This window comes from Halalkalicoccus sp. CG83, from assembly GCF_037081715.1.
Classification (GTDB): domain Archaea; phylum Halobacteriota; class Halobacteria; order Halobacteriales; family Halalkalicoccaceae; genus Halalkalicoccus; species Halalkalicoccus ordinarius.
In genome coordinates this window covers 343,829-369,178 of the sequence record NZ_JAZDDH010000002.1, presented here as the reverse complement: position 1 = coordinate 369,178, position 25,350 = coordinate 343,829, and the positions used below count along the sequence as shown (strand labels likewise).

Genomic DNA, 25,350 nt, shown 5'->3' with positions numbered 1-25,350 from the left:
GGCGCCTCCGCGATGGACAAGCGATGCGAACGCGACGCGGACTGCTCCGTACGACGGGCGGAGCGATGGTCGGACTCGGCCTCGGGGGCTGTCTCGATCGTCTGCACAACGAGGAGTTAGAGGGACCCGCGGCCGAGTCCGCGGACGCGCAGTTTCGCGATGGACTCCAGCGGCGAGGCTTTCAGGACCGAACCGCGCCGGAGTCGGTCGAGCGGGCCTGGCGAATGGGCGACCTCAACACGGGCGAGCACACCGCCGCGAAGGCAAGCGCCGTGCTCGCGCCGACCGGCGACGTCGTCGTTCCGGGCGACAACGGCGAGGTGTGGGCGCTCTCTCCCGACGGGGAGCGTCGCTGGAGGGCGTCGGTCGAGGAGACCGAGCGGGGGATCCACGGGACGCCCGCGATCGCCCACGGGGCGGTTTACGTCGGCGCCTACGACGGCGCGCTCTACGCGTTCGACCTCGAGAGCGGCGAACGGATCTGGCGAAGGAAGCTCGGCGGCTCGATCGGGTCGAGCCCGGCCTATCACGACGGCACGGTCTACATCGCCGTCGAGTACCCCACCCCGTCGGGGAGCGTCTTCGGGGTCGACGCGCTCGACGGGAGCGTCGAGTGGGAGGACGACCGGATCACCGACCACCCCCACTCGACGATCGCGATCGACCGCGAGGCGGGCAGGCTCGCCGTCGGCGCGAACGACGGCGTACTCTACGCCTGGACGTACCCCGAACTGGAGTTCGCCTGGGAGTTCGAGACCGGCGGCGAGATCAAGGGGCCGATCGCGACCGCCGACGGTGCCGCCTTCTTCGGATCGTGGGACGAGCGGATCTACCGCGTCGACCTCGCCGACGGCGAGGAGGAGTGGGCGTTCGCCGCCGACGACCTAGTGATGACGGGACCGGCGATCCGCGACGACGTCGTCTACGCCGGCAGCCACGACTCGAACCTCTACGCGCTCGATATCGACAGCGGCGAGGAGAACTGGCGCTTCGACACCGACGGCTCGCTCATCGGCTGTCCCGTCGTCACCCCCGAGTCGGTGCTCGTCGGCTCGAACGCCGGCAGCCTCTACTGCGTCGCCCGCGCGGACGGCGCGACGCCGGCCGGCGAGATGGTCTGGCGCGCGTCGGCGGCGGGCAGCGTGAGTTCGACGCCGCTGGTGACCGACGACGGGATCTACTTCACCGACCGGGCGAGCGACGAACGAAGCGGGAGCGTCTACAAACTGCGGGCCGCCGAACCGTAGGCCCGCAGACGGGGCCACACCGCTTTTGCGCGCTGCCCTCGAACCGACGACCATGAGCGACGAGCAGAGCGGCGCCGAGGAGCCGAGCGAGAACATCAGCGGCGGTCCCTCTGGCGGCGGCAGCGAGACGGCGTTCGAGCCGGGCGAGGCCGCGACCCGCGCGGAGGCCGTGATCGACGCGCTGGGCGAGCGCTACTGGCAGAAGACCTACGGCGGACAGGACGCCTTCGAGTGTCTCGTGCGGACGATCCTGAGCCAGAACACCTCGGACAAGGCGAGCCAGCCGGCCCACGAATCGCTGATGGACCGGTATGGGAGCGACGAGAGGGGTGAGGATCGGGACCTCGTCGAGGCGCTCGCGGAGGCCCACCGGGACGAACTCGCGGAGACGATCAGTTCGGCGGGCCTCTACAACCGGAAGTCGGAGGTGATGATCGCCGCCGCAGCGGAGATCCGCGAGGAGTTCGGCGGAGAGGCGGAGTTCGACGCGTTCGTCAGGGAGGGAGAGCCCGAGACGGTCCGCTCGCGCCTGCTGGAGATCGACGGCGTCGGTCCGAAGACCGCGGACTGCGTCCTGTTGTTCTCGGGCGGACGCTCGGGGGTGTTCCCCGTCGATACCCACGTCCATCGGATCTACCGGCGCATGGGGATCGCACCGCCGAAGGCCGACCACGAAGGCGTCAGGGAGATCCTCGAGGAGGCGGTTCCGGCCGAGAAGTGCGGCTTCGGCCACACGGCGAGCATCCAATTCGGCCGGGAGTACTGCTCCGCTCGAAAGCCGGCGTGTCTCGACGGGCCCGAAGCGTGCCCGCTCTACGATCACTGCGAGCGGATCGGCGTCGACGAGATCGACGGCGAGGTGGTCGACCCGGCCGAGACCGTCGAATAGGAGCGAAGCCGATCAGCGCGCGGCCAGCACCGCGACGCTTACGAGGACGAACGCGAGAAACGCCATGTTCGGTATGGAGAGTCCGAGCAGTTCGTACTGGATGGTCGTACAGCCGCTCCCGATCGAACAGCTCTCGCCGCCGAGACGCTGGATCGCCGAGTGGTACGCGGCGATCCCCGCTCCAGGAACCGCCAGTGCGAGTGCGGTCCGATAGACATCGGGCCGGTTCTCGATCGCCGCGATCCCGAGGACCGGGATCAGAGGATACATGAAGATCCGCTGATACCAGCAGAGCTCACAGGGGACCAGCCCGAGGACCTCGCTGAAGTAGAGGCTCCCGGCGGTCGCCACGGCGGCGAACAGGGTGCCGAGGGCGAGCCACCCCCGTGAGCCGATCCGGTGCATTGGACGTCGTTCGTCGTCCGTCCTGAGAACGGTTACTGTTCGTCACTGGTGAAGGTCCTATTGATAGCGGTGCGAAAATGGTGGCCGGCGCGAACGGAGCCGTCACTCCCGACGGCTCCGTGAGCAGCGCGAGATCGCGGAGCGATCTCGCTGGCGAACGGGACGCTTCGCGTCCCGTGAGCGGGGCGGGGAAAGGCTGGTCCCGAAAGCGCCGGGCGATCGCCCGGCGCGACTCGGCGGTGCCTGGTGGTCTTCGGAAATCTTCGATTTCCGGGACCCAGAAAGGCCGCTTCGCGGCCTTTCTTAGGAAATGAAAAGGGCGAGGAACGCACGCCAGTGCGTTCCGAGGGCTTTCACTTGAAGCGGAACGTCTCGAGGTTCTTGGGTGCGAACGTCCGCATGTTGAAGTCGTGATACAGCGCGCTCGAGAGGTCCTGTGTCGATCGCTCGTCGCCGTGGACGCAGAGCACCTTCTCGGGACGGGGGTTCATCGTCTTGACGAAGTTCTCGAGACCCTGTCGGTCGGCGTGACCGGAGAAGCCGTCGACGGTCTCGACGTCGAGGTTCAGGGTCAGGTGGTTCGAGCGCCCGCGGCCACCGTTCATCGGGATCTCGTCCCAGCCGTTCTGGATCCGTCTTCCGAGGGTGCCCTGGGCCTGGTAGCCGACGAACACCATCCGGTTGTCCGGATCGGGCCCGAGGTGTTCGAGCCAGGACATGATCGGGCCGCCGGTGACCATCCCTGAGGTCGAGAGGATGATACACGGCTCGCCGTCGGCGACCTCCTGGCGCTCGTCCTCGCCACGATCGATGTGGTTGAAGTAGTCCGCGAGGAAGGGGTTCTGATCGTCGTGGAAGATCCGGTCGCGGACGTCGTCGTTGAGGTACTCGGGGTAGGTGGTGTGGATCGCGGTCGCCTCCCAGATCATCCCGTCGAGGTGGATCGGCATCTCGGGGATGTCGCCCTTTCGCATCGCCTCCTCGAGGACGAGCATGATCTCCTGGGAGCGCCCGACCGCGAACGCCGGGATCACCACCTTCCCGTCGCGCTCGTAGGTCTCGTTGATGACCCGTTTGAGCGACGCCTCGCTGTCGGACTGGTCGGTCTGGTAGTCGTTCCGACCGCCGTAGGTCGACTCCAGCACGAGCGTCTCGACGCGCGGGAAGTCGTTGACCGCGCCGTTGAGCAGTCGGGTCTCCTCGTAGTGGATGTCGCCCGAGAAGGCGACGTTGTAAAGCCCGTTGCCGATGTGGAAGTGTGAGACGGCGGAGCCGAGGATGTGGCCCGCGTTGTGCATCGTGAGCTTCACGTCGGGCGCGATGTCGGTGACGTCGCCGTACTCGATCGGGATGGTGTGCTTGATCGTCTCGCGCACCATCTCCGACTCGTACGGCGGGGTGCGCCCCTCCTTGGCCGCGACGTCGAGGTAGTCGAGTTGGAGCAGCCCCATCAGGTCCCGCGTGGGCTCGGTGGTGTAGATCGGGCCGTCGTAGCCGTACTTGAACAGCAGGGGAAGCAGCGCGGAGTGGTCGAGGTGGGCGTGTGTCAGCACCACGGCGTCGAGCGAGTTCGCCCCCGAACCGAGCGCTTCGGGCACCTGGAGGTACGGCACGTCGTCGGAGCCGGGCTTGTCGCCGCAGTCGATCAGGATGCGGGTGTCGGCCGTCGAGAGGACGAACGCCGCGCGGCCGACCTCGCGACAGCAGCCCAGCGTGGTGATCCGGACCCACTGCTCGTCGGAGAGCTGTTCGCGGTGGATCTGGCGACCGACCCGTTCGAGGATGTCGCGGCGGTCGTCGCGTTCCTGTTTGAGGAAGCTGCGGACGTTCGAGACCGTGGGCGACTCGATCGGCGGCGTCCGGACGACCTCTGGCGTCCAGCCGACCTTCTTGGTGATCTCGCGCAGCGTCGAGCCGTGGCGGCCGATCACCATGCCGGGCTTCTGGGCCTCGATCACCACCTCGCCGGTGTCGGCGTGGAAGTCGAGATCCGTGATGCCGGCGTCCTCCGGTACGACCGATCGGATGCGCTCTTTGGCCTCCTCGGGCGGGGAAAGGACGTCCGGGTCGGGTCGAACGGTGATGCGCTTTCGAAGCTTGCTTGCGAGCCGGCGGACGAGGTCGCCCTGCTGGGCGAACTTCTTGGGTTCGCGCGTATAGACGACCAACTCCGGTCCCTCGTAGGTGACGTCGGAGACGGAGATATCGTCCGGAATTTCGTTTCTGATCGTTGCGAGTGCGTCGTCGAGTTTCTGGTCTACCGTGCTCATAGTCAGAGGAGGTCGAGGTCGCGGGCAGCATAGCCGTCACGTCGGAGGGCGTCCGGCCCCGGTTGGTCGCGTCGTTCCGTCGGACGCGGCCGCCGGTCCTGTCGGTCGAGACGGGGAATCACGGCGTTCGATCCGTTCTCACGTGATCTGGGAAACATCGTGGTGGATGGGAGATCAGTGCGACCGCCCGCGTGAAAACACACGTGGCTGGTCGGTCTGGAACCCCGGAGTCGTCCAGGGAAAACCCGCTCATCCGAGGTATAACGCTCGGGTTATAAAACCCCTTCGGCCCAACTCCGCCCGTGCATCTCTCTCCCGCCGAGGTCGTCGCCCAACGCGACTGGGTCCGGGACCGTGGCGACGTGGTCGTCCCGCTGGTCAACGACGTCCGCGAGGGACTCGGCGAGGCCTTCGACACCACCGTCGATCCGATCGACGACGAGGGCTATCGAACGGTCGTCGATTCGACGTTCGCAGACGGGGACAGGGCGGTGAACGTCGCCGCGCTCGTGGGCCTGCTCCGCGAACTCGACGTCGAGGGGGACTACCCGGGGTTCGTCGTCGACGAACTGCTCGGGCGAGAGCTGGCCGCGATGATCGCGCGCGAACAGCCGCTGCGACTGCTCGCGGAGGCGACCTTCCACTACGCCGACGTCGTCCACCACCCCCCCGGTACCGCGGGCGCGGACGACCTCGACGCGGCGCTCGCGGCGGGCGTCCAGACCCGAGTTCCGGGCTGGGACTGGACCGAGACAGAGAGTCCGTTCGGCGTCGATCCGTGAGCACGACGGCCGGCGCGATCGACGCCCCGAAGTGAACGATTGCCGAGCAGATCGGATCACCGAACGTCTCCGACTCGGCTATTCTTCCGAAACACGTAGCCGATTCGGAAGTCAATCCCGGGAGATCGATCCGCGACGGGACACCGATTCGGGCGTGGTTTCGGACCGATATCGTCAGATCCGAGTCTAGTTCGAGGTGACCTCCCCAGAATCGGACCGTGACGTATCGTATACGAACAGTGTCTATCGGCAGAATCATCCATCATAAAGTACACTTCCGTAACCGGACCTCCCTGAAGTATGCGCCGACCGGACCGGATTTCGACGGACGTATCGCGACGAACCATCATTCGAGGGACGACCGCGGGCCTGTTCGCCCTGAGCGGGATCGGCACCGCCGCGGCCCACGACGAGGAGGACGGGTCGACCGAGGAGAGCGAGGAGGGGGGCGACGGGGAGGAAGACGGCGGGGAGGAGCCGACGGCGAACGTCACCTTCTCGGACCAGACGGTCGCAAACAACGACGGCGGACCGACCGTGACGGTCGACCGCCTCGAGATGGACGAGGGTGGCTATCAGTCGATCCACCAGTACAGTCGCTTTCAGTTCGCGGACGGAGAGGACCCGGAGGACTACGACGTCCCAGTCCCCGAGGAACTGGACAACCCGATCTGCGAATCGCTGATCGGCATCACGGAGTATCTCCCCGCCGGCACGTACGAGAACTTGGAAGTGCCGCTCTTCCGTTCGGACTCGCCCGCCGTGAAACTCGGAGCGGCCAGCGTGGGATCGCTCGACGAGAGCCAGGTCATGATCGCCATCCCGCACTACAACACGACCGACGAGGACACGTTCAACTGTCCCGACGACCCCTCCACACCGAACCTGTTCGAGTCGGGCGACGAGGTCGACGGCGCGTTCCAGAACGGCGGTCGTGACGTCGGCGACATCGGCGTCGTCCACGACCTCGCGACGGTGTTCGTCGAGTCGGACGATGAGGAACGGAAGGAGGTAGCAAAGCGCCAAGAAGAGCTGATTCGCAAGGGCATCCTCGTCCCGCAGCCGATCGGCCCCAACGAGGAAACCGAAGACCAGGCAGAGGAAGAGGAGAACGAAGACGAGGAGGAAGAAGAAGAGCGAGAGGATGAGGAAGAAGAAGAAGAGCGAGAGGACGAGGAAGAAGAACGGGAGAACGAGGAGAAAGACGAGGACGGGAAGGCGAGAGACGGGGACGACGAACGGAAGCGGGACGACGAAAGCGAGAGTGACGAAGAGGAGGACGACGACAGCAGCGCGGACGAGGACGACAACTCGAAGCGGAAGGCGGCCGACGAGTCGAGCGATCGCGAGGGTAGAGACGAGCTTCCGAAGCAGGCCAGCGACCGCGCTCGGGATGCCCGCAAGGACGCCCCCGGGTTCGACGGGTAGGTCTCGATCGGATATCCGTTCGTCCAACGCGCGTAACGATCCCCGCCGACGCAACGTCCGACCGCGAGTAGCGGGGTTTCAAACCGGCTGAAGGCGTACGGCGACCATGGGCCCGATCAGAAAGGCGACCCTCGTCGCCGTCCTCGGAACCGTCGCGTTGCTGGTGGCGATGACGGCCCTCGAACCCGGCGTGCCGAGGGTACTGGTCGCCGTGTACAACCTCTGGCTCCTGGGAACCGTCGTCGTCGTCATCGTCTTTCTCATCGCGACGGCCTTTCGCTTCTTCGAATACATCACAGGGGGCGATCGATCCCGGGAGGAGAGGGGATAACTATCGCACTCATCCGTTCCCACCGGAAGGTCTAGCGTTAGTATATATCGTTCACGGTAGATTCCTGATGGCGACGATTGGATAACGGTCGGGAGGGGGACGTCTGATTCATCTCCTCCGTCGCAAGACAGAACGACACGTCCGTGATCGTCTCTCGTGGTTCAGCGAGATTACCGGCGAGAAGCGCCCGCTTCGGCGATGGAGTACGAACACCATCAATCCCGGCAGAACGGACCGCTCTGCCGGCTCGGCTCGAACCCGATCCTATCGGAGACGGCGACGTTCGTGACGGTGGATCGATCACCGTCCTGTCATACTGACCGTGGTAGGTCATACCTATACCCTATATGCCGGGTCGTACATAGTGGACAAGTAATGTCGGAGACACAGGCCAAGACCGCACGAGAGGAGTGGGGAACTCGGTTCGGGTTCCTGATGGCGATGGTGGGGGCGATGGTCGGGGTGGGGAACATCTGGCGGTTCCCGTACGTCGCTGGACAGAACGGCGGAGGCGCGTTCATCATCGCGTTCCTCGTCCTGCTGTTCATGCTGTCGGTGCCGGGATTGATGGCCGAGGTGGCGCTCGGTCGGTACACCGGTAAGGGGGTGATCGGGGCGTTCCGCGACGTCGTCGGACCGGGCGGGCTCGTCGGCCTCGGCGTCGTGGTCGTGCTGGTCAACGTCGCGCTGATGTCGTACTACGCGCCGTTGATCGGCTGGACGCTCTACTACGCGGGTCACTCGGCGCTGTTCACCTTCACCGGAGCGGGCTTCGAACCGGGGACCTTCCTCGAGGCCTTCCTCGCGAACCCCGCACTGACGATCTCGATGCACACGGTCGTGGTGGTCGCGACCGCGGTGATCCTGTTTCTGGGGATCCGCGGGGGCGTCGAGCGCGTCGTCGTCTTCGCCGTGCCCGCACTGGTGATCTCGCTTGCGATCATCGCGATTCGCGGACTCACCCTCGATGGGGCGGCCGAGGGGCTCGCCTTCACGTTCGGCATCGACTGGAACTACCTGTTCATCAGCACGACCTGGATCGAGGCGCTCGGACAGGCGCTGTTCTCCACGGGGCTGGGCTGGGGGATCGCCCTCACCGTGGGGAGCTACCTGCGGGAGTACGACGACGTGCCCCTCGGCGGCGGCGTTTTCACCGCGCTGGCCGACGCGAGCGTCGGGGTCCTGGCGGCGTTCGCCATCTTCCCGATCGTCTTCGCGTTCGGGCTCGAACCCGACGCCGGCGCCGGCCTCACCTTCGTCACGCTCGTCCAGATCTTCCCCGAGATCACCGGCGGTGCGCTGCTGGCGATCGTCTTCTTCGTCGGCTTCTTCCTCGCGGCCTTCTCGTCCGGGCTCGTGATCACCGAGGTGGCCGTCACCACCGTCTCCGAGGAGACGCGCCTCTCGCGGAACCAGACGGTGCTCGCGATCTGCGGGCTGATCTGGGTGCTCGGCCTGCCGAGCGCGCTCTCCGCGGAGTTCCTCGACTTCGCCGACTTCGTCTTCGGGAGCTGGGGGCTGCCGCTCGCGACGCTGTGTATCATCGGCGTCGTCGGCTGGAAGCTCGGTCCCGAACGGCTGCGCGTGCTCTCGGTCAACAACAACGCCGGCCTCTACATCGGGCGGTGGTGGAACGCCGTGGTGAAGTTCGTCATCCCCGGCGTGATGCTGTTCATCATGGGCTACTACGCCTACGACCAGTTCGGCACGCCCGAGATGATCGCGGGCATGGGCGTCCTGATCGGCTTCCCGGTCATCAGCTACGCCGTCATGCACTACCTGGAGGGACGCGACGGAACGCCCTCGGAGAGAACCGTCGCGGGAGGTGACGACTGATGTTCGCGCCGATACAGCTCACTGGCGAGGTGTGGGCGACGATGATCTTCACGATCCTCGCGTTCTGGGGGATCGCGATCTGGGCGCTCGTGCGCACGCTCCGCCAGGAGGACCGTAAGGTCGAGCTACTCGAACACCAGGACCGCATCGACACCTACTCCCCGCGGGCGCTCTCGGACCTGCGCGAGTGGATCGAGGAGAACCCCGACGACTCGTACGCCCCCGACGCGCGCCGGCGATACAACGAGTGCGTCGAGACGCTCGAGGAGATGGATCGACGCTTCTACGACTGGAGCGACGAGGAGATCGCTGCCCTGGAGAGGCTCGACGACGATCGCGAATCCTCGACCGGAGCGTAGGGCGGGAACGGACGAGCCCCTCGTCGACGAATCGTCACCGAGTTTTCGCCGCGAGTTCCGGTATCAATCGGCGTCGTCCCACGTTTCGAGGAGTCGATTCGCCCGATCGGCGTCGTCCAGTTCGATCAGACTCGACGCCGGCTCGTACCTGTGGACGCCCTCGTCCGCCAGTTTCGGGACGTGATGGAGGGCGAGTCGAACCGGTTTCGCCCGGTCGTTCGGGGATCCCTCGATCGCTTCTACACCCGTACTCTCGTCCGTGCTCTCCGAGTTTTCCGACATGGAGTCACCGTCGCGGGACGCGTCTGAGCTCTGTGATGCGCCCCGCGTGTGACCACGCGAAAGGATGGTGTTTCGCCGACGGGCGGGTCCCGTCGCATCTGCCCGGAAGGGCAGCACACACTCTGCAATCGTTCGTCCCACCGGCGCCTTCGCCGCCCGTCGGCAGAAGCAGGACCCTTGTAATGACGACTCCCGATCGTCCGTACCACGGTCGTCCTACCGGTCGGCGGCGGCGAACGCCGGGGCAGCGAGGACGGTGAACAGCGTACAGAGCTCGGCGGTGTAGTCCTCGCCGGCCATGTGGGCGCGGTAACACTCCCAGGCGCGCTCGCGGTCGAGATACGGAAGCGCGCGGAGCGCGTCGTCGCGTTCCTCGAGGAACGCCTCGCCGAACCCGCGCTCGCGGATGACGACCCCCCGGTCGCGCCAGGGCCCGCGGGAGTAGTACGGCCGGGGAAGCTCCTCGTCGTCGACGTGCTTGCGCCAGAACAGCGAGCCGTACTTGTGGACGTAGTTGAGGGGAAAGCGAGTCTCGGGCGGCACGCCGGTTCCGGCGTTCGGCAGCGAGGCGAGTTCGGGCGAGAGCGCGCTCAGCGCCGCGTCGATCACGTCGCGCTGGAGGTGATAGCGGATCGGCATCGAGCGCGCGAGATCGATGAACCGGTTGTCGAGGAAGGGCGCCCAGTGACCGACCATCTGCGTGAGCCCGAAGTAGTGATAGTCGCGGTCGTTCGAGAGCGGATAGTAGTCGCTGAAGAGGACGAGTTCGCGCAGCGAGGGGTACTCGACGCCGCCGAAGACGATCGAACCGTCGTCGCGCTCCTCGATCCGTTCCCGGAGGACCGAGTCGATCGACGGCGGACGTTCGACGTACGGCGGCAGCGAGCCGTCGAGGGCGTCGAGGTAGTCCTCGACCGAACCGAGGTCCCGGGCGACCGGCGTCGTGATCGACCCCACGCCCCCCAGATCGAGGACGCGTTTCGGCACCAGCCCGCCCTTGAAGAAGGAGTCGCCGTAGAGACCGGTCATCAACACGTCGACCTCCTCGCGGAGCCGGCCGTCGAACCCGTTGACGTGGGCCTGGTCGAACCGCCCGTTGAAGTTCATTCGCGAGGGGACGTGTTCGAGCATGCGCTCGTGGTGGTCGTCGGGCCGCCGCAGCAGACGGAGCTTCGCCCCCGACGACATCGCGGCGCGTTCGGCGGTGCGCGCCTCGCGGCTCATCCAATCGGCCAGGTGGTAGGCGACGGGAACGTCGGCAGCGGCGAGCAGCAGTCGCGAGTCGCTGCCGCCGCTGAGCAGGAGACCGTACCGGCGTGGATCCGAGGAGCGTTCCTCGAGCACCCGCTGGAGGAGTTCGACGAACCGGTCGACGAAGTAGGAGAACGACCGATCGAGCGGCTCGTAGCGCAGCCGCCAGTACTGTTCGGTCTCGCGCTCGCCGGTCGCGAGATCGATCGTCGTGATCGACCCCGGCGGGAGCGTGCTCACGTCCTCGAACGGCGTCTCGAGCCCCGAGACCCGGTTGAACGCCAGGTACTCGTAGAACCCCTCTCGATCGACCTCGGCGTCGACGGCCGGGTGGCGGGGGAGTGACTGGATACTCGTCGAGAGGACGACCCCGCCGTCGACGGCGGCGTAGTAGACGGGATGCGTGCCGAGCCGGTCGGTGATCACGACGAGTTCGTCCCGGTCGGGACGGTGGACGAACTGGCTCGCAGTCGCGTTCATCCCGGCCGCGAACCCCAGTCCGTGTTCGGCGTAGCGTTCGGCGGCGTAGGCGCCGCTCGTCAGCCCGGTTTCGTATCGCGACTCGTAGCCGGCGGCGTCCCCGAACCCGTAGACCTCCCCGAAACACCAGAGCGCGTCGCTGTCGCCGGTTCGAGCCGGCTGCTCGTCGGATCCGCGGCTCGCGGACGCGATCGCGAGCCGCTCGGCGTTCGTCGTCTCGACGTGCTCGTGCTCGCCCCAGCGGAGCGGTTCGACGAGCGCGTCGAGACGGGCCGCTATCGATCCCGTCGCGCCACAGACACCGACCATGGCGGGTCCTAGGGACGACCTACCTTTAATTACCGAGAAACTAAATCCAGACGCACAGCCTTTAGTAGCCCCCTCACCCACCCCCCTACGATGAGCGACGGCGAGCAGGAACTGGGGATCACCGAGTCGAAACAGCACAGCCCCGGCGAGTGGTACGCCGAGGTCGTCAGGAAGGCGGGCCTCGCGGACTACGCGCCGATGAGCGGCTTCATCGTCACCCGGCCGCGAGGGTACGCCCTCTGGGAGGCGATCCAGGACCGCCTCGACGGCTGGTTCAAGGACACCGGGGTGCAGAACGCCTACTTCCCGATGTTCATCCCCGAGAGCTACCTCGAACGCGAGAAGGAGGTCGTCGAGGGGTTCGACCCCGAGGTGGCGTGGGTCACCCAGGGCGGCCACGAGGAACTCGAGGAGCGCCTCGCCGTCCGACCGACCAGCGAGTCGATCATCGCCCCCTACCTGAGCAAGTGGGTCCGCAGTCACCGCGACCTACCCCTGAGGGTGAACCAGTGGTGTTCCGTCGTCCGGTGGGAGGCCACCGAGACCAAGCCGTTCTTCCGGACCAAGGAGTTCCTCTGGCAGGAGGGCCATACCGCTCACAGGGATGAAGCCGACGCCTGGGACGAGACGATGACCCGCCTCGAGCAGTACGAGAAGGTCTACGAGGACGTCCTGGCCATCCCGGTGCTCCGGGGTCGAAAGCCCGAACACGACAAGTTCCCCGGCGCCGACACCACCACCACGGTCGAGGCGCTGATGCCCGACGGCAAGTCGGTCCAGGGCGGCACCAGCCACTACCTCGGCCAGCACTTCGCAAGGGCGTTCGACATCACGTACGTCGACGAGGACGAGCAGGAACGGACCGCCCACACTACCTCGTGGGGTCTCTCCTGGCGAGCGCTGGGCGCGCTGATCATGACCCACTCCGACGACCAGGGGCTCGTCCTGCCGCCGACGGTGGCCCCCACGCAGGTCGTCGTCGTCCCGATCTGGCAGGAGGAAAACAGGAAAGAAGTGCTCGAGTACGGAGAGGAGCTCACCGCGGAGCTCCGCGAGGCCGGTCTCAGGGTCGAGTTCGACGACCGCGACGAGCGCAACCCCGGCTTCAAGTTCAACGAACACGAGCTCAATGGCGTTCCCCTCAGAGTCGAGATCGGCCCCCACGAGGTCGAGGACGGCGAGGCGACACTGGTCCACCGCCCGGACGGCGAGAAAAGCGTCGTGGACCGCGAGGGGATCGCGGAGAGCGTCGACGAACACCTCGAGACGATCTACGCGAAGCTCTACGCCGCCGCCGAGGAACGCCTCGAGGAGAACGTCCGCGAGGCGAGCGACCGCGCCGAACTCCTCGGAACGATCGGCCGGCACGGCGGGTACGTCCGCGCGCCGTGGTGTGGCGACGAGGGCTGCGAGACCGCGATCAAGGACGAGATCGCCGCCGGGATCGTGATGGTGCCGTTCGAGGGCGACGGCGAACCCGACGAGGACGACTGTGCGGTCTGTGGCGAGGCGGCTACCGAGACCGCCTACTTCGCGAAGTCCTACTGACCGGCGCGATCGTCGACCGACGCCCCGACCGTCCCCTTCCCCTCGAACCCGTCGCTACCCGATCCACGAGCGAACCGAGAGAGAGGCCACCGACCGAAGCCGACGTTCGTCCGGCGGATGGGGGGAAAACATATAACAACACTATCCGGGTCCGAGTACCGCTGAACGTATGTTAATACATCCCGGTTGTTCATGAGTGACATAAGGATCATAATATGGCATTAACACACCCTTAGTCCTTCAGGAACAGGCTCTTATGCTCGTAGTCCGCGTATGGGTGTATGACCGACCACGTGAGCGGAACGACTACCCCCCGAGGGCTTGCGGATCCCGCCGAGGAACGATCGAACTGCGGTGTCGGCGTCGTGATGGATCTCGACGGCGGCACGGACCACGGGACCGTCGCGGACGGGCTCGAACTGCTTCGGAACCTCGAGCACCGCGGCACCACCGGCGCGGAGGAGAACACCGGCGACGGCGCCGGCATCCTGCTCCAGCGACCCGACGAGCTGTTCGAGGAGGTCCTCGACGCGGAGCTTCCCGAGACGTACGCGGTCGGTTCGATCTACTTTCCCCGGGACGAGGAGGTACGCACGACGCTTCGGGAGCTGATCGAGGAGACGCTCGCGGAGCACGACCTCGACGTCTTCGCGTGGCGCGACGTCCCCACCGACAACTCCGAGATCGGCCAGACGGCACTCGACTCCGAACCCGACGTCTACCAGTGTTTCGTCCGCCCCGACGGCCTCTCGACCGAGGAGTTCGACCGGGCGCTCTACGTCGGCCGTCGGGCGGTCGAGAACCGCGTACAGGAACGTTCGACGGCGGACACCGACGAGGAGCGCGACGACTGGGAGCGGTTCTACGTCTGCTCGCTCGACCGCAAGACGCTCGTCTACAAGGGGCTGCTGAAGGGGAGCCAGCTGCCGAACTACTACCCCGACCTGGTCGACGAGCGCGTCCGCTCGACGTTCGTGATGGTCCACGAGCGCTTCTCGACGAACACACTGGGCGCGTGGCACCTCGCCCACCCGTTCAGAGGGATCATCCACAACGGCGAGATCAACACGATCAAGGGCAACATCAACTGGATGCGCGCCCGCGAGACCGACATCTCCCACTCGAAGCTCGACACCGAGACGATCAAGCCGATCATCGACGACCCCGACCAGAGCGACACCGCGAGCGTCGACAACGCGCTCGAGCTGCTGATGCAGGGCGGACGCGACCTGCCCCACGCGCTTCGCATGCTGATCCCCGAGGCCTGGCGCGACGAGGCCAACGACCTCGACCCCGACAGGCAGGCGTGGTACGACTTCCACGCCAACCTCACCGAGCCGTGGGACGGCCCGGCGCTCGTGGCCGCGACCGACGGCGACCGCGTCGGCGCGGTGCTCGACCGGAACGGCTTTCGACCCTGCCGGTACGACGTCACGACCGACAACACGCTGATCATGGCGAGCGAGGCCGGCGCGCTCGATCCCGACCCCGAGGAGATCGAGGAGCGCGGCCGCCTCCAGCCCGGCCAGCTGTTCCTCGCCGACCCCGAGGAGGGACGAGTGATCCCTGACGCCGAGGTGTTCGACTCGCTCACGGACGAGACGTACGCCGAGTGGGTCGAGAGCGAGCAGGTGGACATCGACGATCTCGCCGACGACCTCGCCGATCAGGGCTCGACCGACGAGCAGCCCCGGCCCGACGACCTCTCGCTCTCGGCGCTCGACGGCGACCTGCGGAGCCTGCAGGCCGCCTACGGCTACACCCACGACGAGCTCGACAACCTGCTCGAGCCGATGGCGAAGAAGGGCAAGGACCCCGTGGGGTCGATGGGCGACGACACCCCGCTCTCCGTCCTCTCGGACTTCAACCGCCCGCTGTTCTCTTACTTCAAGCAGCTGTTCGCACAGGTTACCAACCCGCCGCTCGACTACATCCGCGAGGAGCTGGTGACCTCGATGGAGAGCCGGCTCGGCCACCAGCCCAACCTGCTCGACGAGTCGCCCGAACACGCCCGCCAGCTCGTGCTCGACTCGCCGATCCTCTCCGACCAGCAGACGGCGGCGATCAAGGATCTCGACCGCGCCGGTCTCACGAGCGAGACGATCGACGTCACCTACGACCCGGAGGGCGACCTCGAGAGCGCGGTCGAGGAGGTGCGCGAGCACGCGGTCGAGGCGATCGAGGGCGGCGCCGCGATCATCGTGCTCTCCGATCGAGCGACCGGACCCGATCGGGTCGCGATTCCGAGCCTGCTCGCGACCGGCGCGGTTCACCACCACCTCGTCCGCAACGGGCTTCGCAACCACGCCGGGCTCGTCGTCGAGTCGGCCGACCCCCGAACCGTCCACCAGCTCTCGACGCTGGTGGGCTACGGCGCGGGCGCGGTCAACCCCTATCTGGCCTATCAGACGATCGCGGACCTCGTGTCGGGGTCCGACGGGGCGAACGAGGAGGCCGCGATCGCGGGCTACATCGGCGCGCTCGAGGACGGCCTGCTGAAGGTGATGGCGAAGATGGGCATCTCCACCGTCGAGAGCTACCAGGGCGCCCAGATCTTCGAGGCCGTCGGCCTCGACTCCGACTTCGTCGCCGAGTACTTCGAGGGCACCGACGCCAAGACGGAGGGAATCGGCATCGACGAGATCGAGGAGGACCTGCTCGCACGCCACGCGGTCGGCTTCGGCGACGACCCGCAGATCGAGCGCCAGGGCGAGTTCGAACACCGCTCGGGCGGAATCAAACACCAGTGGAACCCCAAGACCGTCGGCAAGCTCCAGCAGGCCGTCCGTAACGGCGACTACGAGATGTACGAGGAGTTCGCCTCGATGATCAACGACCAGCACGAGGAGCTCCAGACGCTGCGTGGCCTGCTCGAGTTCGAGAGTGACCGCGAGCCGATCCCGAAGGAGCAGGTCGAGCCCGCCGAGGAGATCGTAAAGCGGTTCTCGACGGCGGCGATGTCCCTGGGGAGTCTCTCCCCCGAAGCGCACGAGAACAACTCGATCGCGATGAACCGCATCGGCGGGAAGTCCAACTCGGGCGAGGGCGGCGAGCCTCCGGAACGCTTCGGCACCGAGAAGGAGTGTAACGTAAAGCAGGTCGCGAGCGGGCGCTTCGGCGTCACCAGCGAGTACCTCTCCTCGGCCGACGAGCTCCAGATCAAGATGGCTCAAGGGAGTAAACCCGGCGAGGGCGGTCACCTCCCCGGCTCGAAGGTGAACGAGATGATCGCCCACGTCCGCTACGCCACCCCCGGCGTCGGGCTCATCTCGCCGCCGCCGCTGCACGACATCTACAGCATCGAGGACCTCAAACAGCTGATCCACGACCTGAAGTCCGCGAACGAGGAGGCCGACATCAACGTCAAGCTCGTCTCGGAGGCGGGCATCGGCACCATCGCCGCCGGCGTCGCGAAGGCCAACGCCGACGTCGTCCACATCTCGGGCCACTCGGGCGGTACCGGCGCCTCGCCGCGGACGTCGATCAAACACGCGGGCCTGCCCTGGGAGCTCGGGCTCGCGGAGGCCAACCAGATGCTCCGCGCGACCGACCTCCGATCGCGCATCCGCGTCTCGGCCGACGGCGGCATGAAGACGGGCCGGGACGTCGCGGTCGCCGCGCTGTTGGGCGCAGAGGAGTACATCTTCGGCACCGCCTCGCTGGTGACCTCGGGCTGCGTGATGGCCCGGCAGTGTCACAACAACACCTGCCCCGTCGGCGTCGCCACCCAGGCCATGAACCTTCGCGAGCGCTTCCCCGGCGAGCCCGATCACGTGATCAACTACATGTCCTTCATCGCCGAGGAGCTCCGCGAGATCATGGCCGAACTCGGCTACGAGACCGTCGAGAAGATGGTCGGACGGCCGGAGCACCTCGTACAGCGCGACGACGTCAGCCAGCCCAAGGCACGGAAGCTCGACCTCTCGACGGTGCTCGCCGAACCCGCGGGTGACGACGACCGAACGAAGACGCGCGAGCAGACCCACGAGATCGACGAACAGCTGGATCGCGAGCTGATCGAGGCGGCCGCACCCGCCCTCGAGGACGCCGAGCCGGTCGCTGTCGAGCACGAGATCCGGAACGTGGATCGCACCGTGGGCGCGATGCTCTCGAACCGCGTTTCCAGGAACTACGGCGGCGAGGGACTCGAGGACGACACCATCAGGGTGGGCCTGCGGGGGACCGCGGGTCAGAGCTTCGGGGCCTTCCTGGCGCCCGGCGTCTCGATGCACCTCACCGGCACCGCGAACGACTACGTCGGCAAGGGGCTCTCGGGCGGGAAGCTCGTGATCGACACGCCCGAGAACGCGGGCTACGTCCCCGAGGAGAACATCGCGATCGGCAACGTCGCGCTCTACGGCGCGACCGACGGCGAGCTCTACGTCAACGGCCAGGCAGGCGAGCGCTTCGGCGTCCGGAACTCGGGCGTCAAGGCGGTCGTCGAGGGGATCGGCGACCACGGCTGTGAGTACATGACCGGCGGCGTCGTCGCCGTGCTCGGCGAGACGGGCAAGAACTTCGCCGCCGGCATGAGCGGCGGCGTGGCCTACGTGCTCGACGAGCCGGGCGACTTCGAGGAGCGCACGAACACGGGAATGGTGACGCTCTCGCACGAACTCGAGGAGCGCGACGAGCGCATGCTCCGGCGGCTGGTCGAGAACCACGCCGCCTACACCGACAGCGAGCGCGCCCGCGAACTCCTCGAGAACTGGGAGGAGTACGTCGGGCAGTTCGTGAAGGTGATGCCCGACGCCTACCACGAAGTCATCACCGAGCAGGACGCGGAGGACGTCCGGGACTTCCCGCCCGCCCCCGCGGACGCGGCCGACGCGGTCACGACCCACGGCGCGAGCGCGGACTGAACGCCGGTCGCTCGCGACCGCGTCGTCGACGACCGCGGGCTCTTCTGACTCGCCGACCCCTCCCAAGGGAGACGCCGTCATCGACAGCGTTCGCGGCGCCGAGTAGCCGCTCGTCGAACGACGAGATCCGCGTGAAAGATTACTATATAGATCCTGACTAGATCGCCGTATGCGGGCGTGTGATACGGTAACGCTTCTTCGAGAAGATTCATGAGTACAGGCCATCTACGTCCGATATACTGAGGATTGACGACTACACGAAATGATAAATGCAGACATATCGAAGTTCCGTAACGTTGGGTTGTTCATGGTGGTCGCGTTGGTGTGGGGAACGTCGTTTCCCGCGATCAACGTCGGTCTGGAATCGCTTCCGCCGCTGCTGTTCGCGGCGCTGCGCTACGACATCGCAGCCGTCCTGTTGTTCGGCTACGTCGTCGTCGCCGGCTACCGCTGGCGGCCGACGACGTACCAGGACTGGCTGTTGATTCTGATAGGAGGCGTGCTCCTGATCGGTGGACACTTCGCGCTGCTCTTTACCGGCCAGCAGTACGTCACGGGCGGCGTCGCCGCGATCGTGTTGAGCCTCACGCCGGTGGTGACGCCGGTGTTCGCGATCGCGCTGCTGCCCGACGAGCGCCTCGGGCCGCTCGGCGTCCTCGGCGTCGGTCTCGGCCTGCTCGGCGTGGCGATCGTCGCCCAGCCGGGTGGCGACCTGAGCGGGGGAGACCAGCTCTACGGGATCGCCCTGCTCATGGGATCGGCGATGAGCTTCGCGTTCGGTGCCGTGTTCGCGGTCCGAGTCCGGACGACCCTCCCGATGGTGCCGCTACAGGCGTGGATGATGATCGTCGGCGCGCTCTTCCTCCACACCACGAGCGCGCTACACCCTGCAGAGTCGATCGGCGCCGCGCGGTGGACCCCGGAGGCGATCGGCGCGATCGTCTTCCTGGCGGTCTGTGCGAGCGCGATCGGCTATCTCGCCTACTTCGACCTCCAGGAGCGGGTCGGCCCGATCGAGACCAGCCTCGTCAGCTACGCCGTGCCGGTCGTCGCGGCGGCGAGCGGGTGGGCGCTGCTCGGCGAACCGATCACCGAGGCCACCGTGATGGGGTTCGCCGTGATCGCGCTGGGGTTCTGCCTCTGCAAATGGTGGACCTTCCGCTGGAAGGTCTCGGATCTCGTCGACCGGATCCGCTACCCCCGCGCGTTCCAGTCGCCCGACACCGTGGTCGTCGGCGGCAAGGTCTACTACCGGAATCACTGATCCGTTCGAACCCCCCGAACGATCATCGGGTTTGCGAGCGCCGTGCCGATCCGACGGGGGTCTAAACGGCGTCGTACCGTCCGTCCGAACGTAATGTCACTCGAAGGCGAGCAGGCGCCAGACTTCACGCTCGAGAGCACTGCCGGCGAACCGATCACGCTCTCCGACAGACTGGAGGAGGGCCCGGCGGTCGTGGTCGTCAACCGCGGCCACTGGTGTAGCTTCTGTGCCGAACAGCTCCAGACGTTCAGCGAGGTCTCCTACGACCTCTGGTTCAACGACAAGGTCGACGTCCTCCCGGTCGTCGTCGACCCGCTCGACCGGGTCACCGAGATGCGCGACCGCTACGACCTCGACCTCCAGCTGCTCGCGGATCCCGACGGCGAGGTCGCGGACCAGTACAGCGGCACCGAGGAGACCAGCCACGGCCTCACCGGGATCTCCGGCGTCTACGTCATCGATACCGACGGCGTCGTTCAGTACGAACAGGTCGCCGACGACGTCACCGACCGCACGTACGGCAACTGGGTCCGCTACTTCATCCGCAACGACTTCGAGGACCCGTTCTGAGCGGAGGGAACGCCGACCTCGATTCCGACCCCGATTCCGATTTCGGTCCCGCGAACCGTCGCCGGACCGCCGGCTCTATAGCTCCCGTCCCCGTGGTGTCGATATGGATACGGCGCTCGTTATCGGCGGGACGCGCTTCATCGGCCGACACACCGTCGAGGAGTTTCTGAACCACGGCTACGAGGTGACGATCTTCAACCGCGGCAACCACGAAAATCCCTTCTCCGACGTCGAGGACGTCGAGCACGTCGAGGGCGACCGCGACGACCGAACCGCCCTGGAGGCCGCAGCACTCTCGGTCGATCCGGACGTCGTGATCGACTGTGTGGCCTACCATCCCGAACGGGTTCGGGTCGCCACCGAGGCGTTCTCGGACGCCCGCTACGTCTACGTCTCGAGCGGCAGCGCCTACGGCCGCGAGGAGGTGCCCAAACGCGAGGGCGGGACGCCGCTGCACGACTGTTCGCCCGAGCAGGCGACCGACGAGTCGCCGGCGACCTACGGCCCGCGAAAGGCGGAGGGCGACCGCGCCGTGCACGAGGCCGCCTCCCGAGGCATCGAGGCGATGAGCGTCCGGCCCTGCGTCGTCTACGGCCCGTACGACTACACCGAACGGCTCGACTACTGGATCGCCAGGGTGCTCGAGTACGATCGCGTCGTCGTCCCGGGCGACGGCCAGCACCTCTGGCACCGCGCGTACGTCGAGGACGTCGCGAGCGCGCTTCGGATCGTCGCCGAACGCGGCGACCCCGGGGAGGCGTACAACGTCGGCGATCGACGGCTGACCACGATCGAGGAGGGCCTCGACCTGATCGCCGACGTGGCCGGAACCGACGTGGAGATCGTCCATGTGGGCGAGCGTGAACTCGACGCCGTCGGGCTCTCGGCCGAGGAGTTCACCCTGTATCGCGACTACCCGCACGTCATGACGACGGCGAAGCTCGCCGCGTTGGGCTGGGAGTCGACGCCGATCGAGGAGGCGATGGCCCGCACCGTCGCCGAGCACGAGGAGAGCGATCGCGACGGGAGCGAACACGACCCCGGCCGCGCGATCGAGGAGCGGCTGCTGGGCGTGCTGGAGACGCTCTGAACCGGCCACCGTCTACGAGGGAAGTGACGGACGGCTTCGACGGTTGAGCCTCACTCGACGCGATCCGTCCGGGGTCGGCCGTCGGGGGTCGAGCGTCAGCCGGCCTGGAGTGCATCGAAGAACCGACGGTGGACCTGGCTGGTGACGAGGTCGAAGACGGCGTCGTGATCCTCCACCAGCGAGAGGAGGCCGATCTCGATCGACCCGGTGGCGTTGTTCTTGTCCCCTTCGACGTCCCCCAACTCGCCGAACCCCCGTTCGAGGACGTCAACGATGTCCACGCGAGAATCGATCGATCGCGCGCTGAGCTGGACGCCGCCGTCGGCGTTGCCGAAGACGAGCACGGTGTCGATCCCCTCGAGCGCGAGCAGGTAATCGGCGGCCTGGGCCAGCGCGCCGTCCTCCGAGGCACGACTCACGCTCGTGATGAGGGTCGAGCCCCGGACGACCCGATTCCGGATCGCCTCGCCGATCGCGTCCATCGTCGTATGGGTGAACGCCGCGCCGTAGAGGTGATCGATCAGTTCGAGATCCGCCAGCGGATAGACGGCGAGCGCGGCCCGATACTCGTGGATCGAGGGGCGTCGGACGAAGTCGAGACAGGTCCGATGGAGGGCGAACAGCAGCGCGGAGGCCAGCCGGGAGTCGATCTCGATCCCCAGTTCGAGGAGGTACTCGATCAGGATCGTCGTCGTCGCGTGGTACTCCTCGCGGCGGTCGACGATCGCGGCGTCGACGGTCTCCGTCGACGAATGGCGATCGATGACGACGTCTACGTCCTTGGGACCCACCTCGAACGACGCTATCCGAGGCGTCGAGTGATCGACCAGCGCGACGCGTTCGTACTCCTCGAGCGTGGTGGCGCTCACCGTCTCCATGTCGATGTCGAGCAGGTTGACGAACGCCCTGTTCTGCTGGTGGCCGAGCCCGCCGCTGTAGAAGATCTGGGCGTCCGCGACTCCGGCCTCGCTCGCGATGGTCTCCAGGGCCAGCGCGCTCGCGATGCAGTCCGGGTCGGGGTTTCCGTGACAGACGATGGCGAGCGATTCGGTATCCGCGAGATAGTCGAGTAATCCGGCCGCCAGAGGCATGGACACACAGAGCACTCGGTCGGCCGTGTATCTGTCGCCGGCACCGGCATGAACGCGGCGTGAAAAACGGGCCTCGGCTCCGAGGTGACGCGGGTTCTAGCTCTCGAGTTCGCGCTCGGTTTCCGCGGACTCGATCAGCTCCTCGAACTCGCTCGGGAGCTGGTCTCGGAGGTCATCGAACTCCTCGTCGGTCGCCTCGGCCAGCGTGCCGAGCACCGCGGCGATCCGCTCGTCTCGCTCCTCGAGGTCGGCGTCGACCTCGTCGTGGTCCTGGATCCGCTCTACGAACTCCGCGAGCGAGAGCTTCGCGGGGTTGCCGTGGTGATGTGTCAGGCTCTCTGCGATCGGCCGGGGGAGCTCCGCCGAGAGGTCACGGGCCTGGCCCTCGCTGATCCGCTCGCTGAACGCCTCGAGCGTGGCGTGGGTGATCGCGAGCGCCTCGCCTTCGTTCTCGAACGACGCTCGATCCCGCACTCGATCGTAGAACTCGGACTCGTCCATACCGGCATCGAGCGCCGCGCGGACCGTCGGCTCGCTGCCTGAGAGTTCAGGCCATTCAAGAGCAAACGGTTTGACCGGCGGGCGTCTTCCTCGAGTATGTTCGAGAAATCCAGCTGGATCCGCCTTCCGCGGAACGTGCTGATCGGTCACGGCGTGCTCGATCGGGCCGTCGAGGCGATTGACGACCTCCACCTCTCGGGCCGCCCGCTGATCGTCACCAGCCCCACCCCGAAGGAGATCGCCGCCGGCCGGGTGATCAAGGACTTCGGCGAGCGGGGGATCGAGCCCGCGACCGTCATCGTCGAGGAGGCGAGCTTCGACGCCGTCCAGCGGGTGATCGAGGCCGCTCGCGCCGAGGAGGTGGAGTACCTGGTCGGCATCGGCGGCGGTAAGGCGATCGACATCGCGAAGATGGCCAGCGACGACCTCGAGATGGGGTTCGTCTCCGTGCCGACCGCCGCGAGCCACGACGGGATCGTCTCCGGCCGGGGATCGGTCCCCGAGAAGGACACCCGCCACTCGGTGGCGGCCGACCCGCCGGTCGCGGTGGTCGCGGACACGGCCGTGTTGGCGAACGCCCCCTGGGAGCTGACGACGGCGGGCTGTGCGGACATCATCTCGAACTACACCGCGGTGAAGGACTGGCGCCTCGCCAACCGCCTCCAGAACGTCGAGTACTCCGAGTACTCCGCGGCACTCTCGGAGATGACCGCCGAGATGCTCGTCGGCAACGCCGGTTCGATCAAGAGGGGTCTCGAGGAGTCGGCATGGATCGTCACGAAGGCGCTGGTCTCCTCGGGCGTGGCGATGTCGATCGCGGGCTCCTCGCGACCCGCATCGGGCGCGGAACACCTCTTCAGCCACCAGCTCGACCGGATCGCGCCGGGTCGGGCACTCCACGGCCACCAGGTCGGCGTCGGCTCGATCATGATCGAGTACCTCCACAGCGGCGAGAGCGGCCGGTGGAGCAACATCCGCGACGCGCTCGCGAGCATCGAGGCGCCGACGACGGCCGACGAACTGGGAATGGACGAGGAGGAGATCCTCGAGGCGTTGACGCACGCCCACGAGATCCGCGATCGCTACACCATCCTCGGCAACGGCATGAACGATCGGGCGGCCCGTGAAGCGGCGACGGTGACCGGCGTGATCTGAAGCAGCCGTCGACGTCGCGTCTACTCCTCTATGTCCTCCGTGGGGAGCCAGCCCTCGTCGGCATCGACCCGTCCGGCGAGGACGGCGTTGAGGATCGCGCCGAACAGCAGGGTCAGGCCGCCGAGATAGAGCCAGGTGAGAACGAGCAGGACCGCACCGGCGACCCCGTAGAGCTCGACGCTGTCGGAGGTCGCGGCGTAGACGCGAAAGAGGAGCGCCGAGAGGGTCCACACGACCGCCGAGAACGCCGCCCCGGGCAGCGCGTCCCCGACGGTCACGCGCTCGCCGGGGAACCGGTAGTACATCGGGAGGAAGGCCAGCAGGAAGGCGCCGAGCAGGAGCGGGACGCTGAGGACCGAGACGGCGACGCTGTCCACGACGAGCGCGAACGCGACGCCGACGACGCCGAGCAGGCCGACGGCGACGGTCACGATCACGAAGATCAGGAGGGTGTCGGTCGCCTTTCGAAGCCCCGATCGTTGCTTTCGCGTCCCGTAGACCTCGCTGAAGGCCATGTTCACCGCCTGGAACATCGTCGCCGTGCTGTAGGTGAAGATTCCGGCGGCGATCAGCCCCGCCCGGGTACGGCCGCCGTCGCCGGCGATCTCCTCGATGACGGGCTCGACCTCGGCGGCGCGGAGCCCGGAGACCGACTCGAGCGCCGTCGCCGTCGTCTCGGGGTCGTAGACGATCGAGACGGCGATGGTCACGAGCAGGAGCAGCGGGACGAGCGAGTTGAACGCGTAGTAGCCGAGTCCGGCGGCCGTGACGGTGACGTGCTGTTTCCGGCCGACCGCGACTGCCGTCCTCAGCGCCCGGAGCCACTCCCGGTAGTTCGGCATCGATCGAACGCTCAGCGCGGAGACGGGTAGACCCTTCGAACCGGGACGCTCGTACGGGCGAGACGGCTATGGCGCTGCGTTCCGTTCGGACGCCATGGAGCCGACCGGCATCGACCACTTCGTGCTGACCGTCTCGGACGTCGAACGCGCCTGCGAGTTCTACGAGCGCGTCCTCGACTGCGAGGTCGTCACCTTCGGCGAGGGCCGGAGGGCGCTTCGCTTCGGCGACCAGAAGGTGAACCTGCATCCCGACGGCTGGGACCACGAACCGAAGGCGGAACGGCCGACCCCCGGATCGGGTGACTTCTGCGTGCTGACCGAGACGCCGATCGAGGCGGTGGAGCGCGAACTTCGCGACGCGAGCGTGGAGATCGTCGAGGGACCGGTCGAGAGGACCGGCGCCCGCGGACCGATCGAATCGGTCTACTTCCGGGACCCGGACGGGAACCTGGTGGAGGTCGCGAGATACCGCGAGTGATCGGCGATCGGGCCAGTCGGGACCGCCAGTAGAACGGGTTGGATCGAGCCGAATCGCGGACGACGGGTACCACAACTATG

The 25,350-nt window shown here is 66.9% G+C and carries 21 protein-coding genes; 14 read left to right on the top strand and 7 right to left on the bottom strand.

Annotation, left to right across the window (positions count from 1 at the left end):
* The first annotated feature begins 23 nt into the window (after positions 1-23).
* Entirely contained in the window at positions 24-1,247 is a 1,224-nt protein-coding gene (locus V0Z78_RS15430) for an outer membrane protein assembly factor BamB family protein (RefSeq protein ID WP_336345560.1), read from the top strand.
* Between the two features lie 52 nt (positions 1,248-1,299).
* A complete protein-coding gene (locus tag V0Z78_RS15425) occupies positions 1,300-2,136 on the top strand; it encodes an endonuclease III domain-containing protein (RefSeq protein ID WP_336345559.1) in 837 nt (278 codons plus the stop codon).
* Positions 2,137-2,148: 12 nt separating this feature from the next.
* On the opposite strand, the gene V0Z78_RS15420 is transcribed toward V0Z78_RS15425, so the two are convergent.
* Both V0Z78_RS15420 and V0Z78_RS15415 read right to left on the bottom strand, forming a co-directional pair.
* A complete protein-coding gene (locus V0Z78_RS15420) occupies positions 2,149-2,541 on the bottom strand; it encodes a disulfide bond formation protein B (protein WP_336345558.1) in 393 nt (130 codons plus the stop codon).
* Positions 2,542-2,894: 353 nt separating this feature from the next.
* A complete protein-coding gene (locus V0Z78_RS15415) occupies positions 2,895-4,811 on the bottom strand; it encodes a beta-CASP ribonuclease aCPSF1 (RefSeq protein ID WP_336345557.1) in 1,917 nt (638 codons plus the stop codon).
* Between the two features lie 302 nt (positions 4,812-5,113).
* On the opposite strand from V0Z78_RS15415, the gene V0Z78_RS15410 reads away from it, so the two are divergent.
* The 5 genes from V0Z78_RS15410 (at position 5,114) to V0Z78_RS15390 (ending at position 9,547) form a co-directional block, all read left to right on the top strand.
* On the top strand, positions 5,114-5,593 hold the full coding sequence (locus tag V0Z78_RS15410) for a hypothetical protein (RefSeq protein WP_336345556.1): 480 nt from the start codon (positions 5,114-5,116) through the stop codon (positions 5,591-5,593).
* Positions 5,594-5,893: 300 nt separating this feature from the next.
* Complete coding sequence (locus V0Z78_RS15405; RefSeq protein ID WP_336345555.1) at positions 5,894-7,021, top strand: DUF7282 domain-containing protein; 1,128 nt, start codon at positions 5,894-5,896, stop codon at positions 7,019-7,021.
* Between the two features lie 106 nt (positions 7,022-7,127).
* A complete protein-coding gene (locus tag V0Z78_RS15400) occupies positions 7,128-7,352 on the top strand; it encodes a hypothetical protein (protein WP_336345554.1) in 225 nt (74 codons plus the stop codon).
* A gap of 375 nt (positions 7,353-7,727) precedes the next feature.
* A complete protein-coding gene (locus V0Z78_RS15395; RefSeq protein WP_336345553.1) occupies positions 7,728-9,188 on the top strand; it encodes a sodium-dependent transporter in 1,461 nt (486 codons plus the stop codon).
* Positions 9,188-9,547, top strand: a complete 360-nt coding sequence (locus V0Z78_RS15390; protein ID WP_336345552.1) for an outer membrane protein assembly factor BamD — start codon at positions 9,188-9,190, stop codon at positions 9,545-9,547. The genes V0Z78_RS15395 and V0Z78_RS15390 overlap by 1 nt, the downstream gene beginning before the upstream one ends.
* A 63-nt stretch (positions 9,548-9,610) precedes the next feature.
* Here V0Z78_RS15390 and V0Z78_RS15385 read toward each other — a convergent pair whose 3' ends face one another.
* Both V0Z78_RS15385 and V0Z78_RS15380 read right to left on the bottom strand, forming a co-directional pair.
* Positions 9,611-9,829 (bottom strand): hypothetical protein, encoded by a 219-nt coding sequence (locus tag V0Z78_RS15385; protein WP_336345551.1) that lies wholly within the window; start codon positions 9,827-9,829, stop codon positions 9,611-9,613.
* Between the two features lie 216 nt (positions 9,830-10,045).
* On the bottom strand, positions 10,046-11,869 hold the full coding sequence (locus V0Z78_RS15380; protein ID WP_336345550.1) for an asparagine synthetase B family protein: 1,824 nt from the start codon (positions 11,867-11,869) through the stop codon (positions 10,046-10,048).
* A 90-nt stretch (positions 11,870-11,959) separates the two neighbouring features.
* Between V0Z78_RS15380 and proS the strand changes: the two genes are divergently transcribed.
* The 5 genes from proS to V0Z78_RS15355 all read left to right on the top strand — a co-directional run bounded on the left by proS (position 11,960) and on the right by V0Z78_RS15355 (position 21,203).
* Complete coding sequence (gene proS / locus V0Z78_RS15375) at positions 11,960-13,417, top strand: proline--tRNA ligase (protein WP_336345549.1); 1,458 nt, start codon at positions 11,960-11,962, stop codon at positions 13,415-13,417.
* Positions 13,418-13,698: 281 nt separating this feature from the next.
* Positions 13,699-18,279 (top strand): glutamate synthase large subunit, encoded by a 4,581-nt coding sequence (gene gltB / locus V0Z78_RS15370; protein WP_336345548.1) that lies wholly within the window; start codon positions 13,699-13,701, stop codon positions 18,277-18,279.
* Between the two features lie 307 nt (positions 18,280-18,586).
* The gene (locus V0Z78_RS15365) at positions 18,587-19,543 is read left to right on the top strand and encodes a DMT family transporter (protein WP_336345547.1); all 957 of its coding nucleotides are present in this window, start codon (positions 18,587-18,589) and stop codon (positions 19,541-19,543) included.
* Between the two features lie 93 nt (positions 19,544-19,636).
* The gene (locus V0Z78_RS15360; RefSeq protein WP_336345546.1) at positions 19,637-20,113 is read left to right on the top strand and encodes a peroxiredoxin family protein; all 477 of its coding nucleotides are present in this window, start codon (positions 19,637-19,639) and stop codon (positions 20,111-20,113) included.
* A 103-nt stretch (positions 20,114-20,216) separates the two neighbouring features.
* A complete protein-coding gene (locus V0Z78_RS15355; RefSeq protein WP_336345545.1) occupies positions 20,217-21,203 on the top strand; it encodes an NAD-dependent epimerase/dehydratase family protein in 987 nt (328 codons plus the stop codon).
* A 95-nt stretch (positions 21,204-21,298) separates the two neighbouring features.
* Here V0Z78_RS15355 and V0Z78_RS15350 read toward each other — a convergent pair whose 3' ends face one another.
* Both V0Z78_RS15350 and V0Z78_RS15345 read right to left on the bottom strand, forming a co-directional pair.
* Positions 21,299-22,294, bottom strand: a complete 996-nt coding sequence (locus V0Z78_RS15350; protein WP_336345544.1) for a DHH family phosphoesterase — start codon at positions 22,292-22,294, stop codon at positions 21,299-21,301.
* Between the two features lie 96 nt (positions 22,295-22,390).
* Positions 22,391-22,795 (bottom strand): DUF2267 domain-containing protein, encoded by a 405-nt coding sequence (locus tag V0Z78_RS15345; protein ID WP_336345543.1) that lies wholly within the window; start codon positions 22,793-22,795, stop codon positions 22,391-22,393.
* A 96-nt stretch (positions 22,796-22,891) separates the two neighbouring features.
* Here V0Z78_RS15345 and V0Z78_RS15340 point away from each other — a divergent pair, with 96 nt between their 5' ends.
* Positions 22,892-23,950, top strand: a complete 1,059-nt coding sequence (locus V0Z78_RS15340) for an NAD(P)-dependent glycerol-1-phosphate dehydrogenase (RefSeq protein WP_336345542.1) — start codon at positions 22,892-22,894, stop codon at positions 23,948-23,950.
* A gap of 20 nt (positions 23,951-23,970) precedes the next feature.
* Here V0Z78_RS15340 and V0Z78_RS15335 read toward each other — a convergent pair whose 3' ends face one another.
* Positions 23,971-24,792, bottom strand: a complete 822-nt coding sequence (locus tag V0Z78_RS15335) for a YihY/virulence factor BrkB family protein (RefSeq protein WP_336345541.1) — start codon at positions 24,790-24,792, stop codon at positions 23,971-23,973.
* Between the two features lie 94 nt (positions 24,793-24,886).
* On the opposite strand from V0Z78_RS15335, the gene V0Z78_RS15330 reads away from it, so the two are divergent.
* A complete protein-coding gene (locus tag V0Z78_RS15330; RefSeq protein ID WP_336345540.1) occupies positions 24,887-25,270 on the top strand; it encodes a VOC family protein in 384 nt (127 codons plus the stop codon).
* Positions 25,271-25,350: the final 80 nt, after the last annotated feature.

Excerpts from the sequence above, each read along its gene's own strand:
- V0Z78_RS15430 (WP_336345560.1), top strand. The coding sequence starts at position 24 with ATGCGAACGCGACGCGGACTGCTCCGTACGACGGGCGGAGCGATGGTC.
- V0Z78_RS15425 (WP_336345559.1), top strand. The coding sequence starts at position 1,300 with ATGAGCGACGAGCAGAGCGGCGCCGAGGAGCCGAGCGAGAACATCAGC.
- V0Z78_RS15420 (WP_336345558.1), bottom strand. The coding sequence starts at position 2,541 with ATGCACCGGATCGGCTCACGGGGGTGGCTCGCCCTCGGCACCCTGTTC.
- V0Z78_RS15415 (WP_336345557.1), bottom strand. The coding sequence starts at position 4,811 with ATGAGCACGGTAGACCAGAAACTCGACGACGCACTCGCAACGATCAGA.
- V0Z78_RS15405 (WP_336345555.1), top strand. The coding sequence starts at position 5,894 with ATGCGCCGACCGGACCGGATTTCGACGGACGTATCGCGACGAACCATC.
- V0Z78_RS15400 (WP_336345554.1), top strand. The coding sequence starts at position 7,128 with ATGGGCCCGATCAGAAAGGCGACCCTCGTCGCCGTCCTCGGAACCGTC.
- V0Z78_RS15395 (WP_336345553.1), top strand. The coding sequence starts at position 7,728 with ATGTCGGAGACACAGGCCAAGACCGCACGAGAGGAGTGGGGAACTCGG.
- V0Z78_RS15390 (WP_336345552.1), top strand. The coding sequence starts at position 9,188 with ATGTTCGCGCCGATACAGCTCACTGGCGAGGTGTGGGCGACGATGATC.
- V0Z78_RS15385 (WP_336345551.1), bottom strand. The coding sequence starts at position 9,829 with ATGTCGGAAAACTCGGAGAGCACGGACGAGAGTACGGGTGTAGAAGCG.
- V0Z78_RS15380 (WP_336345550.1), bottom strand. The coding sequence starts at position 11,869 with ATGGTCGGTGTCTGTGGCGCGACGGGATCGATAGCGGCCCGTCTCGAC.
- proS (WP_336345549.1), top strand. The coding sequence starts at position 11,960 with ATGAGCGACGGCGAGCAGGAACTGGGGATCACCGAGTCGAAACAGCAC.
- gltB (WP_336345548.1), top strand. The coding sequence starts at position 13,699 with ATGACCGACCACGTGAGCGGAACGACTACCCCCCGAGGGCTTGCGGAT.
- V0Z78_RS15365 (WP_336345547.1), top strand. The coding sequence starts at position 18,587 with ATGGTGGTCGCGTTGGTGTGGGGAACGTCGTTTCCCGCGATCAACGTC.
- V0Z78_RS15360 (WP_336345546.1), top strand. The coding sequence starts at position 19,637 with ATGTCACTCGAAGGCGAGCAGGCGCCAGACTTCACGCTCGAGAGCACT.
- V0Z78_RS15355 (WP_336345545.1), top strand. The coding sequence starts at position 20,217 with ATGGATACGGCGCTCGTTATCGGCGGGACGCGCTTCATCGGCCGACAC.
- V0Z78_RS15350 (WP_336345544.1), bottom strand. The coding sequence starts at position 22,294 with ATGCCTCTGGCGGCCGGATTACTCGACTATCTCGCGGATACCGAATCG.
- V0Z78_RS15345 (WP_336345543.1), bottom strand. The coding sequence starts at position 22,795 with ATGGACGAGTCCGAGTTCTACGATCGAGTGCGGGATCGAGCGTCGTTC.
- V0Z78_RS15340 (WP_336345542.1), top strand. The coding sequence starts at position 22,892 with ATGTTCGAGAAATCCAGCTGGATCCGCCTTCCGCGGAACGTGCTGATC.
- V0Z78_RS15335 (WP_336345541.1), bottom strand. The coding sequence starts at position 24,792 with ATGCCGAACTACCGGGAGTGGCTCCGGGCGCTGAGGACGGCAGTCGCG.
- V0Z78_RS15330 (WP_336345540.1), top strand. The coding sequence starts at position 24,887 with ATGGAGCCGACCGGCATCGACCACTTCGTGCTGACCGTCTCGGACGTC.